The 13,327-nt window shown below is 67.7% G+C and carries 14 protein-coding genes; all 14 read right to left on the bottom strand.

Annotated features, from left to right (window positions below; genetic code table 11):
* Positions 1–41: 41 nt before the first annotated feature.
* A complete protein-coding gene (locus AC1DVU_RS20745; protein ID WP_476924356.1) occupies positions 42–1,130 on the bottom strand; it encodes a prenyltransferase in 1,089 nt (362 codons plus the stop codon).
* Positions 1,127–1,876: a class I SAM-dependent methyltransferase gene (locus tag AC1DVU_RS20740; RefSeq protein WP_476924355.1), complete on the bottom strand. Its 750-nt coding sequence runs from the start codon at positions 1,874–1,876 to the stop codon at positions 1,127–1,129. Before AC1DVU_RS20740 ends, AC1DVU_RS20745 begins: the two co-directional genes overlap by 4 nt.
* Complete coding sequence (locus tag AC1DVU_RS20735; RefSeq protein ID WP_476924354.1) at positions 1,863–3,140, bottom strand: glycosyltransferase family 4 protein; 1,278 nt, start codon at positions 3,138–3,140, stop codon at positions 1,863–1,865. The genes AC1DVU_RS20740 and AC1DVU_RS20735 overlap by 14 nt, the downstream gene beginning before the upstream one ends.
* Before the next feature lie 85 nt (positions 3,141–3,225).
* Positions 3,226–4,011: a glucose 1-dehydrogenase gene (locus tag AC1DVU_RS20730; RefSeq protein WP_476924353.1), complete on the bottom strand. Its 786-nt coding sequence runs from the start codon at positions 4,009–4,011 to the stop codon at positions 3,226–3,228.
* A 32-nt stretch (positions 4,012–4,043) separates the two neighbouring features.
* Positions 4,044–4,937, bottom strand: coding sequence for a 3-oxoacyl-ACP reductase (locus AC1DVU_RS20725; RefSeq protein ID WP_476924352.1), 894 nt, complete (start codon positions 4,935–4,937; stop codon positions 4,044–4,046).
* Positions 4,934–5,134: a ferredoxin gene (locus AC1DVU_RS20720; protein ID WP_476924351.1), complete on the bottom strand. Its 201-nt coding sequence runs from the start codon at positions 5,132–5,134 to the stop codon at positions 4,934–4,936. The genes AC1DVU_RS20725 and AC1DVU_RS20720 overlap by 4 nt, the downstream gene beginning before the upstream one ends.
* A 51-nt stretch (positions 5,135–5,185) precedes the next feature.
* Positions 5,186–5,977 carry a hypothetical protein gene (locus tag AC1DVU_RS20715; RefSeq protein ID WP_476924350.1) on the bottom strand — a complete coding sequence of 264 codons (792 nt, stop codon included), beginning with the start codon at positions 5,975–5,977 and terminating at the stop codon, positions 5,186–5,188.
* Position 5,978: 1 nt separating this feature from the next.
* A complete protein-coding gene (locus AC1DVU_RS20710; RefSeq protein ID WP_476924349.1) occupies positions 5,979–6,485 on the bottom strand; it encodes a hypothetical protein in 507 nt (168 codons plus the stop codon).
* Positions 6,482–7,612: an MCE family protein gene (locus AC1DVU_RS20705; RefSeq protein WP_476924348.1), complete on the bottom strand. Its 1,131-nt coding sequence runs from the start codon at positions 7,610–7,612 to the stop codon at positions 6,482–6,484. The genes AC1DVU_RS20710 and AC1DVU_RS20705 overlap by 4 nt, the downstream gene beginning before the upstream one ends.
* Positions 7,609–8,937: an MCE family protein gene (locus AC1DVU_RS20700; RefSeq protein WP_476924347.1), complete on the bottom strand. Its 1,329-nt coding sequence runs from the start codon at positions 8,935–8,937 to the stop codon at positions 7,609–7,611. Before AC1DVU_RS20700 ends, AC1DVU_RS20705 begins: the two co-directional genes overlap by 4 nt.
* Complete coding sequence (locus AC1DVU_RS20695) at positions 8,934–10,139, bottom strand: MCE family protein (protein ID WP_476924346.1); 1,206 nt, start codon at positions 10,137–10,139, stop codon at positions 8,934–8,936. The genes AC1DVU_RS20700 and AC1DVU_RS20695 overlap by 4 nt, the downstream gene beginning before the upstream one ends.
* Entirely contained in the window at positions 10,136–11,122 is a 987-nt protein-coding gene (locus AC1DVU_RS20690; protein ID WP_476924345.1) for an MCE family protein, read from the bottom strand. Before AC1DVU_RS20690 ends, AC1DVU_RS20695 begins: the two co-directional genes overlap by 4 nt.
* Complete coding sequence (locus AC1DVU_RS20685) at positions 11,122–12,189, bottom strand: MCE family protein (protein ID WP_476924344.1); 1,068 nt, start codon at positions 12,187–12,189, stop codon at positions 11,122–11,124. The genes AC1DVU_RS20690 and AC1DVU_RS20685 overlap by 1 nt, the downstream gene beginning before the upstream one ends.
* A complete protein-coding gene (locus AC1DVU_RS20680; RefSeq protein ID WP_476924343.1) occupies positions 12,186–13,325 on the bottom strand; it encodes an MCE family protein in 1,140 nt (379 codons plus the stop codon). The genes AC1DVU_RS20685 and AC1DVU_RS20680 overlap by 4 nt, the downstream gene beginning before the upstream one ends.
* Positions 13,326–13,327: the final 2 nt, after the last annotated feature.

Genomic DNA, 13,327 nt, shown 5'->3' with positions numbered 1-13,327 from the left:
TGAGGCTCCCACCCAGATCGCGGTGGGGGCCTCGGCTGGTCCTAGCGCGCGGCCGGAACGCCGGCGAGCCAGTCGGATGACGGGCAGCCGCACTCGAGCATGATCTCGTCGAAGTCCACCCCGATGCCGTGGCCGGTCATGACACCGGCGCCCAGGGTCGTCTCGGTGAGGACATCCCACGCGAGGATCATCGCGGCAGCGGTGTAGGTCGTGTGCTCCACCGGCCAGTTGACGTTCTCGGGGAAGACGAAGCCGGTCCAGTAGGCACCCCGCTCGGTGCGCAGGTGCTGCATGTCCGCGAAGAGCGTCGCGGCGCGCTCGTCCCCGACGGCCTTCAGGGCCATCGCGAGCTCGCACGTCTCGGCGCCGGTGACCCACGGGTTGGTGCTGACGCAGCGGATCCCGAGCCCGTCGACGACGAACGTGTCCCACTCCGAGGCCAGCATCGCCTCGGCAGCCGGTCCGCGCACGGCACCGCCGAGGACCGGGTAGTACCAGTCCATCGAGAATGTCGACTTGTCGAGGAACTGGTCGCGGTGCTCCCGGAGGGCGTGCCCGAGGCGACCGCCGGCGAGCTCCCACTCCGGCTGCGGCTCCCCCACCAGCTCAGCGAGCGCGACACCGCAACGCAGCGCCTGGTAGATGCTCGAGCTGCCCGCCAGCAGGGCCTCGCGGTTGATCGTCGCCGGTCCGTCGGCGTCCCACTCGCGCGACCAGGCAATCCCGCCGAACGGGAGCTGCAGGTCGACGACCAGGTCCAGTGCGCGTCGTACGACCGGCCACATGCGCTGGAGGAAGCTGCGATCCTGGCGGATGACCCAGTGGTGCAGCACTCCGACGGCGATGTAGGCAGCCATGTTGGTCTCGGTGCTGGCGTCCTCAACGCGACCACCGACGATCTTCATGGGCCAGGAACCGTCGGGGCGCTGGGTGCGGGCGCACCAGTCGTACGCCGCGGCGGCAGCGTCCAGCTGACCACCCACCACGAGCGCCATCGCGCCCTCGACGTGGTTCCACGCGTCGGTGTGCTCACCGATCGTCCAGGGGATGGCGCCGTCCGGCTCCTGCATCGCGGCGATGCTCGCCGCCGTCTCAGCGATCTGGTCCGGCGTCAGCATGCTCTGCGTCATGAAGCGGTGCCGTCTCCAGCCGGCACCATCGGCTTGCGCAGGTACAGCACCATGCTCTTGCCGATCAACGGGTTCAGCGCCTTCTCCGCCAGGCGTGTGACCGTGCTGTAGCCGCGCGTCTTCATGATGTCCCAGACCAGCACCTGGTGGTACGCCTTCACGAGGGGATGGTCGTCGTTCTTGACGCCGACAGCGCACTTGAGCCACCAGTACGGCGAGTGCAGCCCGTGCGCGTAGTCGATGCCCTCGAAGGTCATGCCGGCGTTCTCGAGCTTGCCGATCAGCTCCTTGTCGGAGTAGATGCGGATGTGTCCTCCCGGCGTGTTGTGGTAGTCCTCCGAGAGCTTCCAGCAGATCACTTCGGGCAACCAGCGGGGCACCGTCACGGCCATCGTGCCGCCCGGGCGCAGGACGCGTACGAGCTCGGTGATCGCCTGGATGTCGGCCGGGATGTGCTCGAGCACCTCGGACGCAACCACCCGGTCGAACTCACCGTCGCCGAAGGGAAGCGCCAGGGCATCGCCCTCCTTGATGTCCGCGGAGGCACCCTCGGGGACTTCACCGGCCTCCTTCATCGCGCCGAACAGCTCGAGGACGCCGGCCAGCTCGTCGGCGTCCTGGTCGAACGCGATGACGTCGGCACCACGGCGGTACATCTCGAATGCGTGCCGTCCGGCACCACAGCCCATGTCGATGACCCGGTCGCCGGGCCGCAGCCCCAACCGGTCGAAATCAACCGTCAGCATGGTTCTTCCCCTTCTGTCCCAGCTCTGTCTGGTGCGCCGCCCTGGCGGCGATGACCTCTTCGTACGCGGCGGCCGTGGCGTTCGCCACCGCCCGCCAGCTGAACTTCTCCAACACCCGTGCGCGGCCGGCCCGGCCCATGGCCTCGCGACGCGCAGGGTCGTCGAGGAGCACCTCGATCGCGGCTTCGAGCTCACCGACGTCGCCCGGCGTCACCAGCGTGGCGCAGGCGCCGTCGTCGCCGACGACCTCGGGGATCGCGCCGGCCCGGCTGACGACCAGCGGCGTCGCGCAGGCCATCAGCTCGGCAGTCGGGAGGGAGAACCCTTCGTACAGCGACGGGACGCAGGCGACCTCGGCCGAACCCATGACGTCGACGAGCTCAGCGTCAGTGATCCCGTTGACGAACGTCACGTGCTCGACGATGCCCAGCTCGTCGATGAGCCGCTCGGTCCGTCCGCCCGGCTTGAGCGACGTGACGAGGAGCAGCTCGACGTCGCGCTCGGTGCGCAGCTTCGCGAACGCCTCGAGCAGTGTCGCGATGCCCTTCATCGGGGCGTCCGCACTGGCCATGGCCACGATGCGGCCGGGAACTCGCGGTGCGGTCGGCGGGACGAAGACGTCGTCGACACCGAGCGTGATGACCTCGAGCCGCGACTGATCGACGCCGAAGTCGGTCACGATGTCGCGCCGGCTCGACTCCGAGACCGTGAGGATCTTGGTGAGCTGCCGGGCGACCTTCTTCTGCATCCCCAGGAAGCCGTACCAGCGACGGAGGCTGAGCTTCTTGCGAAGCGTCGGGGCATTCGCGATGTCGATGCGACGGTCGAACGTGATCGGATGATGGATCGTGGTGATCAGCGGGAAGCCCAGCTCGGCGATGTCGAGCATGCCGGAGCCGAGCGTCTGGTTGTCGTGGACGATGTCGAAGTCACCGATGCGGTCCTTCATCAGCCGAGCCACCCGCTTGCTGAAGGTCCTGGGCTCGGGGAACCCCGCCGTCCACATCGTGAGGACCTCCTCGACGTCGATGAGGTCGCGGAACTCCTTGGGCCTGGGCGTGCGGAACGGATCGGGCTCGCGGTAGAGGTCCAGCGACGGGACCTTCGTCAGGGCGACGCCTTCGTCCAGCTCGGGATAGGGCTGCCCTGAGAACACCTCGACGGTGTGCCCGAGGGCGACCAGCTCGCGACTGAGGTGGCGTACGTAGACGCCCTGACCGCCGCAGTGCGGCTTGCTGCGGTAGGACAACAGTGCGATGCGCAAGGGCCGCCTCCGGTTGACTGGCTGGAACTGATTCCTATCATCCTTTGGCAAGGTAACTCGGTGTGACAGTGGGGTATCGGTCATCTCACGAGGCGGCACCCTGGCCGCTGTTGCCGGGGTAGAAGGAGTGGGTCGCGGTCACTCCTCCATCGACCGCGAACTCACCCCCGGTCGTGTAACCGCTCTCGTCGCTCGCCAGGTAGACATACAGCGGTGCGACGTCCTCAGGTGTCCCCACACGCTCCAGCGGTACGCGGGTCGCTCCCCACTGCATCGCCGCCTCGCCGCCGACCTCGCGGGTCATCCCGGTGTCGATCATGCCCGGGTGCACCGAGTTGACCCGGACGCCGTACGCACCGAGCTCGACCGCGGCCGCCTTGGTCATGCCGCGGATGGCGAACTTCGTCCCGGTGTACGCCGTCAGGGCTGCCATGCCGGCGAGTCCCTCGACCGAGGAGCAGTTGATGATCGATCCCTGCCGGTTCTGCTTCATCGCCGGGGCGACGGCCCGCATGCCGAGGAAGCAGCCGCGCATGTTGACGCTGATCAGCAGGTCGAGATCGTCCAGCGGCATGGTGTCGACCTCGCCGAACCGGAGCACCCCGGCGTTGTTGACGAGGACGTTGACCGGCGCGCCGTAGCGTTCCTCGGCCTCCGTCACCAGCCTGTCCCAGGAGCTCGGGTCGCTCACGTCGTGGTGGCTGAAGTACGCCACGTCGCCCAGCTCCTCCGCCAGGGCGGCGCCAGCGTCGTCAGCGACGTCGGCGATGACGACTCTCGCGCCCTCGGCCACGAAGGCACGGGCGATGGCCGCGCCCTGACCTTGGGCGGCGCCGGTGATGATGGCGTGCTTGTCCTTGAGACGGGACATCGTTCTCCTTGAGCAGGTGGCGGGTGGGTGAGCTAGAGCGAGAGGACCGAGTCGGCCGCGAACGAGATGTCGGGGTCGCGGTCGGCGAAGAAGCCGCCGACCGTCCGGTCCAGCTCGTCGGTCGACCAGACCTCGTTTCCGGTGTCGAACCGGCGCTCGACGACCGGGGCGGCCATGAGCGCCACCATCCCGCCGTAGACGACGAAGACCTGACCGCTGATGCGGCTGGCCGCCGGCGACGCGAGATAGGCGACCAAGGGCGCGACGTGGTCCGGGCTGTAGGGGTCGATCGCGCTGCCGGACTCGTCGGGGCCGAACACCTCGGCCGTCATCGCCGTGCGGGCGCGCGGGCAGATGGCGTTCGCCCGCACGCCGATGCGCGACAGCCCTCGCGCCGTCGAAAGCGTCAGCGCGGTGATGCCGGCCTTGGCAGCGGCGTAGTTGGCCTGGCCGGGCGAGCCGGTGAGGAATGCCTCGGACGCCGTGTTGATCACGCTGGCGTCGACCGTCCCGCCGGTCTCCTTGGCCACCTCTCGCCAGTGGGCCGCAGCGTTCCTCGACAGCAGGAAGTGGCCGCGCAGGTGGATGCGTACGACGAGGTCGAACTCCTCGTCGGACATGTTGAACAGCATCCGGTCGCGGGTGACACCGGCGTTGTTGACCACGATGTCGAGGGAGCCGAACGACTCGAGAGCGGTCTGCATGATCAGGTCCGCGGTCGACCTCTCGCCCACGTCACCCGCGGCGACAACCACCTCGGCGCCCAGCGCCTTGATCTCTGCGGCGGTCTCGTCAGCAGCCCCGGGCAGGTCGTTGAGCACGACCCGCGCGCCGGCAGCTGCGACCGCGAGCGCCTCGGCACGCCCGAGGCCCGCACCCGCCCCCGTCACGACGGCAACCCGCCCGTCGAGGGACGTATCCGTCATGCCTGGTCCACGATCCGCAGGGCCGACTTGGGACACGAGGCGACGGCCTGCTCCACGCGCGAGCGGTTCTCGTCGGTGACCGTCGGGTCCTCGATCTGCAGCTCGTCGTCGTCATCCACGAAGAAGACGTCTGGTGCGAATGCCTCGCACAGGGCGTTCGACTCACACACGTCGAAATCGACCTCAACCCTCGCCATCAGCGATCTGCCTCCTCGCTTGGAAAACCTAGAACTAGAACGTGTTCTATTCTAGCCCAGCGACGTCAGTTTGGATATGGCCCAGTCGCCGTCGCCCCTGGTCAGGTTGATGACCAGGCTGTTGCGGCTCATCTGCTGGTTCGCGGTCTTGCCGGTGCCGGCGGTCGTCGTCTGGTTGAGGAACACCAGCACCTTGGCCTTGTGCTCGGTCGCGTTGATGATCGCCGAGGACACGGCAACGGCCTGGAGCACGATCTTGTTCTTGGTCGTGTTGGCCCGGACCTGCGCCATCGTGGCGTCGTACTGCTTGCGGAACGCGGGCGTCATCCGGGCGCGCGCGATCTCCATGTCGTTCGCGAGGGTCTTGTAGTCGTACGACAGCGTGCGCTGAGCCAGGTCCGCCGCCGAGATGAGCACCTCGGTGCGGGCGTCCTCACCGACGAGTGCGCCATTCGGGGCGACCGCCGATGATCCCTGCTCGGCACGCCACCAGGCCACCCCGACGCCGGCTCCGGCGAGCAGGACCAGGACGGCGAGCACCAGCGTGAGACGTCGCACCACGAACGCCCGGGCGTCCTGGAGGCTCGGCACCGCCCAGCTCCGTGCCGCGCGCGGCTCCTCGACCGCAGCGGTGGGCTCGGACTCGCTGTCGGGCAGGACCTCGGTCAGGACTGCAGACTGCGCCACGGACTGTCTCACCGGCTTCGCCGCGGGCTCGGGGCGGACCTCGGGCTCGATCACCGGGGTCACGTCCGACTGGCAGAACCGGCAACGGATCGCGGACGCCTTGATGGTCTCTGCGCAGTAAGGGCAGATGCGTTCGTCGCGCTTCAGCTTCGGCATGTCAGCCCACGAACTCGAGTTGGGAGACCAGCCAGCGGCTGTCCTGCTTGACCATGGTCAGCTTGATCCGCCAGGACCGGTCCTCGACCTCGCCCTTGGTGCCCTTGTTCTGGACCTTGCTGCCGGCCGAGACGAAGACCGTGGCCGAACGCGACTCGACCTCGCTCAGCCCGACCTCGTCGACATGTCCCTTGGAGATCGACTCCTGGCTGATAGCGGTCTCCTTCAACGACTTCAAGGACGCCTTGTACTGCTTCGCGAACGCGCCGGTCGCCCCCGAGATCACCCGGTCGGTCAGCTCATCCATGCGCTTGTGGTCCACCGCCAGGAATGCCATGGTCTCCTCACGCGCGGCCCGCCTGATGTCGGTGTACTGCTGGGCCAGCTCCTCGGACGGCGTGCTGCCGGGCGCCGCCTCGCCGCCACGTACGGCGAAGACTGCCAGCCAGCTGCACAGCGCCACGAGGATCACGGCGAGCACAGCACGGGTCGCGGCCGTACGGTTCACTCGTCGCCCCCGCCCTGGCTCTTCCAGTCGATCGGGTGCGGCGCGTACTTCATGCCGCGCATGTTGACCGGCGCTCCCGACTTGCACTCGGCGTTGTAGTACGGCACAAAGCTCTCCCTCGAGGTGGGCTGCCACTGTCCGGGCGGGAGGTAGCCCTCGGTGCACGCCGGCGGATCCTGGTTCATGTTGAGGTGGACACGACCGAACTTCTGGTCGCCGGGCGTGAGCGCTGAGGGGCCGGCCGAGATCAGCCGCGGGAAGGTCACCAGGAGCTGTTCGAGCGCGGGCAGACGGGCATCGAGGACCTCCGTCACGTTGACGGCGTGGAGGAGCAGGGGCGGCAGCGTCTTGCGCAGGCTGCTCATCAGGCTGGTCACCTCATCGGCCGCGGGACCGGCGCGGTCCAGGATGCGCCGCACATTGGCGTCCGAGTCGGCAAGCGTGCCGGTCACGTCCGCGAGGTCGTTGGCGAATGCGCGGATGTTGGTGGAGTTGTCCTGCTGGGTCCGCAGCACCGTCTTGGCGTTGTTCAGCAGATCGACGGTCGCGGACTCGTTGGCCGCGGCAGCTTCGACGAACGCCTGCATGCTGTCGACCATAGAGCGGAGTGGGGTCGCGTTGTCGCGGAACATCGTGCCGAGTTCGCCGACCACGGTGTTGAGCTCACCGGCGTCCAGGCTCGAGACGAACCGGCTCAGGTCCTGCAGCAGCACGTCCTCGCCGAGGGGCAGGCTCTCCTGCGTGCCGCGCACGGTGTCACCGTTGCGCAGCACCCGGCCATTCTTGGAGCCCGGCTCGAAGGAGATGTACTGCTCGCCGACGACGCTGAGGTTGTGCACATACACCGGTGCATCCGCCGGTACGCGGGTGCCTTCGTCGAGTGCAACGTCGACCTTCAGACCATCGCCCTTGACGTCCATCGCCGACACCTTGCCGATCCTGACGCCGCGATAGGTGACCTCGCTCCCCTTGTACAGGCCGCCCGACTGGGGCAGGAGCACGTGCACCGTGTAACCGCGCCCGAGGGCCTGGTCGACGAAGCCGAGGTAGGAGGCTCCGATGTAGAGGATGCCCAGCGAGCTCAGGATCGCGAACGCGATCAACCGGACCTTGATGCCACGCCTCATGACGACCCTCCCCCGAGCAGTCCGCCGATCAGCTCGACCAGGCCGCTGTCAGATCCGCCGCCACCCGCGTCGGGTTCCGGAGTCGAGCCTGAGCCGCCTGACGAGCCCTCCGAGTCCGGCGAGGTCGCGGAGTCAGCACCACCCTGTTGCGCACGGGAGAGCGCAGCCGCCACCTCGTCGACATCCGCGTCGCTGCACAACGGCAGCGTGCTGAGCACCGAGCAGAGCTGGTCAACCGCGTCACCGGCCGGCGAACAGATCGGAGCGGCCGGAGTGGCGCGGCACAGCGTGACGACGTCGTCGAGCGTCGTCGGCAGCAGGCCGCCCTCGCTCACCGGAGTCAGCTTGATCTGCATGCTGAAGATGACGTTGGCGAAGTCGCCCTTGATGGCATCGGCCGCATCCATCGGGAAGGGGTAGCTGGCTGCGGCGACCAGACCCGGCACGAGCGAGTCCCCGGTGTCGGAGAGCTTGCGGAGCACGGGCTCGAGATGGCGCAGCTCGGCGATGAGGTCGTCCTTGGTCTCGTTGATGACGCGGGTCCCGACGCTGCCGAGCCGGTCCAGCTCGGAGAGCATCTTGACCAGCTCGGTGTGCTGGTCGCGCAGCACCGTGATCGCGGGCCCGGCGGCATCCAGCGCGGCGCCGATCGTGTCCTTCTCCGTGACGAGGGTCTTGCTCAGCCCGTTGATCGACTCCATGGCCTGGACGATGTCGCCCTTCTGCGAGTTGAGCGTCTTGACGAGCGTGTTGACCTGGCCGAGGACGTTGCGGATCTTGCCGGTGCGGCCGTCCATCATCTCGTTCAGCTCGTGGGTGATGCTCTGGATCTGCCCGACACCGCCGCCCGTCAGCACGAGCGACAAGGCGCCGAGGACCTCCTCGACCTCGGGATTGCGGCCCGTGCGATCCATCGGGATGACGTCGTTGGGGCCGAGGCGTCCGGTGCTCGCGGGCGTCACGTCCGAGCCCGCAGCGGGCGCCGACAGCTCCACGAACTTCTCGCCGAGCAGGCTCGTCTGCCGGATCTGCGCCTCCGCGTTGGCGGGGAGCACGACGTCCTTGCGGACCAGCATCGTGACCCGCGCGTGCCAGCCGACCCTGGTGACCGACTCGACCTGGCCCACGGCGACATCCCCCACCTTGACCGACGAGCGCGGGACCAGGTTGAGAGCGTCGGCGAAGTCGGCACTGACCTCGAATCCGTTGTCGTGGTTGACCTTGTTGCCGGGCAGCGGCACGTCGTAGATGCCGCTGAAGCCGCAACCGCTCAGCAGGAGCGCCACGGCGAGACCGAGGATCATACGGAGCCGGAGGGAGGTCATGACGCACCCCCGAGGAGCTCGAGGAGAGCGGGTAGTCCGCTCTGCGTGCCGGACGGCGACGGCGTCGAGTCCTCCGTCGGGGCGGCCGGCGTCGTGGTCTCCGCGGTCGAGCCCGTCGGGCTGGCTGCCGCCGCGCCTGAGGTCGCCGGAAGCAGTGGCTGGAGGAGGTTGGTCAGCATCGAGCACACCGCCTCCGGCGTTCCGATGTTGACCAGGGTCTGGCACAGGAACTGGTCAGGACGGAACTGGATGCCGGGCGCGATCTGCACCCTGGAGCCGAACGTGCCCGTGCCGGACTCGAACGACAGCGCGAGGTTGCTCATCGCCAGCGAGCCCTTCTGGACGACCAGGCCGAGGGCATCCTTCTGGTTGTCCACTCGTTCGAGCAGGCTGCTCAACAGCTCGAGGTCCTTGCCGAGGGTCGCCCGGTTCTCGTGCACGAATCCCTTCACGGTGCCGAGCACGCGGGCCAGAGAGGCGACCACATCGCGGAGCTCGTCGCGCTCACCCGCGAACTGCTCGGACACCGACGCCAGGTCCGCCATGAACGCCTGCACGGTCGTGTCGTTGGCCGCCAACGTGTCGGTGATCCCCGCGAGGGCGCGGACGTTCTCGAACAGCGGCCCGCGGTTGTCCGCGAACACCTCCGCCGCGTGTGACAGGTTGCGGATCGTCTTGGAGCCCAAGGCGCCGTTGCCGTCGAGAGCCTTCGCGCCGGCCGTGAGCAGGTTGTCGAGCGCTCCGCTGGTCGAGCCGGCCTTCGGGCCGAGGGTCACGGCCAGGTCGTCCAGCGACTTGAACATGCGATCGAGCTCGATCGGTGTCTGCGTGCGGGCGAGCGGGATGTCGCCGTGGTCGGCCATCGCCGGCCCCTTGGAGTACGCGGGGAACACCTGGACGTAGCGGTCCGCCACCAGGGTCGGTGTCACGACCGCGGCCTTGGCGTCGGCCGGCAGCTTGTACGCCTTGTCGTACGTCATCTCGACGCGGACGCTGTTGCCCTCGGGCACGACCGCGGTGACCTCGCCGACTCGCACACCCATGACCCTCAGGTGGGTTCCCGGATAGACCGCGACCGCACGGTCGAAGTGCGCCGTGACCGTCCGCGACCCGTCCCGCGGAAACACCAGGAACGTGAGCAGGAGCAACGTGAAGGGGATTGCCGCCGCGATCAGCTGGGTTCGTCTGCTCCAGGCCGTCATCCGCCACCCCCGGGTTTGGAGGGCGTGAACTCACCGAGGAACACACCGGTCATGTTGGGGACGTACGCGTCGAACCACGGTCCGCTGCCGACGATGTTGCCCAGGATGCTGACGTACGGCCCGTAGTTGTGGATCAGCGTCTCGATCTGGTTCTCCCGCGCGTGCAGGAAGGTCAGCACGTCCTCGAGCTTGTCCAGGGTCGGCCGAAGCTGCTTGCGGTTGTCCTTGACGACGCCCTCGAGCTCGGTCGCGAGCTGGTTGGCGTTGACGAGCAGCTCGTGGATCGTCTGCTTGCGTTGCTGCAGCTCCTGGAAGATCAGGTTGGCCTGTTTCATCAGCGTCACGAGATCGCCCTTGCGCTCGTCGAGCAGCTGCGTGACGTTGCTCGAACGCTGCAACAGCTTCTCGATCTCCTCGTCGCGCGACGCGATCGTCGTGGAGAGGCGCGACAGGCCGGTGAAGCTCGTCTGCACCTCGGGCGCGGCCGAGTCGATGACCTCGGCCAGCGAGTCCAGCGCCTTGGTGAGGTTCTTCTTGTCCGTCTCCTCGGTCTGCGTGGTCAGCTCGCCGAGGGTGCCGACGATGTCGAACGTGACGTCGGTGCGCGACAGCGGGATCGTGGCGCCGGCAGCCATCGTGCCGCTGCCCTCCGGCTTGATGTTGAGGAACTTCTCGCCCAGCAGGCTCTTGACCTCGACGCTCGCTCGCGTCGAGCGGCCCAGGGTCGCGCCCGAGACGTCGAAGTCGGCGACGACCTTCTGGGGCCCGATCTTGAGCTTGTTGACCCGGCCGACGCGCACGCCGGCGACCTGGACCTCACTCCCCGTGCGGAGACCGCTCGCATCGGACAGCTCCGCGTGATAGGTCGTGCCGCGCAGCCACGGCAGCTTCTGCAGGTTGAACGACCCCACCATCACGAGCAGCAGCAGTGCCAGCGAGATGATGCCCATCTGCAGGATCTGGGAGTCACTTCGACGTGCCATCACTGACACCTCTTTGCGTGGCTGTACATCGTGAAGTCGGACATCTGCTTCTGCACATCGGCCGGCAGCGTGTCCATCAGGACGCTCGGCAGCACGACGCCGCCATGGAACTCACAGAGGTAGTAGTTGTACCAAGAGCCGTAGACGCCGATGCGGGTCTGCTTGGCCAGCATCGTCGGCAGCAGGTCGAGGGTCTTGTCGAGGTATGCCTTGTTCTCCGGCTTGGCGAGGATCGTGAACAGCCTGCGCAGCTGCGCGACGTCCTGCTTCAGCAACGGCCGGCCCTCGGTGAGCAGGTCGGCGACCGACTTGGTGACCGCCGAGATGTTGGTCAGCGACGAACCGATGACCTCGCGATCCTTGGCCAGGTCGCCGAACCACGAGCGCATGCTGGTGATCAGCTCGTCGAGCTGCTGGTGGTGGTCATCGACGGTCGTCATCAGCGAGCTCAGGTTGGTGATCACCTCGCCGATCAGCTGGTCGCGATCGGCCAACGTGTTCGTCAGCGACGCCGTGTTGGCGAGCAGCTCCTGGACCGTGCCGCCCTCGCCCTGGAGCACCTGGATGAGGTTGAGCGAGAGCTTGTTGACGTCCTCGGGACGCAGCGCGGCGAACAGCGGCTGGAAGCCCTGGAACAGCGCCGTCAGGTTGAGCGCCGGCGTGGTGCGGTCCAGCGGGAGGGTGTCCCCGGAATGCAGTCGCGGCGCGCGATCCGTGCCCTCGGACAGCGACATGTAGCGATCGCCGATCAGGTTGAGGAACCGGATGCTCGCGCGCGAGTCCCGGGTCAACGGCACGCCGTCCTTGACCTTGAACGTCACCATGGCCTGGTCGCGGTTGTAGATCTTGACGTCCTTGACCTTGCCGACGATGACGCCCGCGATCCGTACGTCGTCTCCCGACGTCAGTTCCGAAGCGTTGCTGAACACCGCTTTGTACTCGGTCTGGGAGCCGAGGCCGAAGCCGCCCATGATGATGACGAGCATCCCCGTCACGACGAGCGAGACCACGGTGAAGATGCTGAGCTTGATCGCGGCAGCGGCGAACGCAGTGTCCCGGCGGTTCATCCGATGCCACCGTCCGGGTCGTCCTTGTCGGACCCGTCCTTCAGCGGCTGGAACGGCGCCGGCTTGCTGTAGTTGTCCGGGAGTCCGAGGCACCACGGTCCATGCCCGACCTCGCCGTACGCCGGGGCGTCCGCAGCCGTGTAGGCCGAGCGCTGAGGTGCGCCGAGCTCGAGGGTCTGGTGGATGATGCCGTCGTTGAAGACGTTCTTGGCGTTGGGGATCTGCCGGTCGAGCCCGACGATGACGCACGGCAGCTCGGGCGCATACGTGTCGAGCAGGGCCAACAGGGGCCGGCCCGAGCGCGTCTGGGCGATCAGCTGCTTCTCGTTCTCCTTGAGGGTGACCCGCGTGGTGCTCGCCAGCCCGGTGAGGCTGACGAGTGCCCGATTGAGGTCGTCCTGCTTGTCGGTGAGGGTCCGCGCGGTCACCGTGGCGTTGCGCAACAGCCGGATGAGGTCGGGCGCGGCGAGTTCGTACGTCCTGGAGACCTGCGAGAGCAGCTGCAGGTCCGACCGCAGGGTCGGCAGCTCGACATTCATCCGGCCGAGATAACCCTCGAGCGTCTCGAAGGTGTCGCCGATCTGGTCGCCCTTGCCCTGCAGGGCGTGTGAGATTGCGTAGAGCGTCGAGTTCAGGTCAGCGGGGCGTATGGAGCGCAGCAGCGGGAAGAGGTTGGCCAGGATGCGCTGCAGCTCGACGTTCGTCGTCACGCGCTTGGCCGGGATGACCGAGCCGTCGCGCAGCGGCGCATCCTCGGTGCCGCTCTTGGGCGGCACCAGCTCGAGGTAGTTCCGGCCGAACAGCGTGGTCGGCAGGATCTGCACGCTGACGTTGCCCGGGATGCTGCGCGCTGCGTCGGGGCTCAGGGCCAGCGTGATCTCGGCCTCCTTGCCGTTGCTCCCGATCTCCTTCACGTGGCCGACCAGGGCGCCATGCAGGCGTACATCTCCGAACCGCGAGAGCTGCAGGCCTGCGCGGTCGGCCATCACCGTGACGTTGGTGCTCGACGTGAACTTCTTGTCGTAGATCGCGATCGCCAAGGCGATGAGGAGGGAGATCGAGACGAGGTTGACGATCCCGGCGAGCCACAGGCGCTGATGCTCCCGCGGTGTGTCGTGGACGAGGTTGACCAGCATCG

This window comes from Aeromicrobium sp. P2_G6 (genome assembly GCF_056403535.1).
Note: the sequence above shows the minus strand (reverse complement) of the source record. Positions and strands in the feature narration are given on the sequence as shown.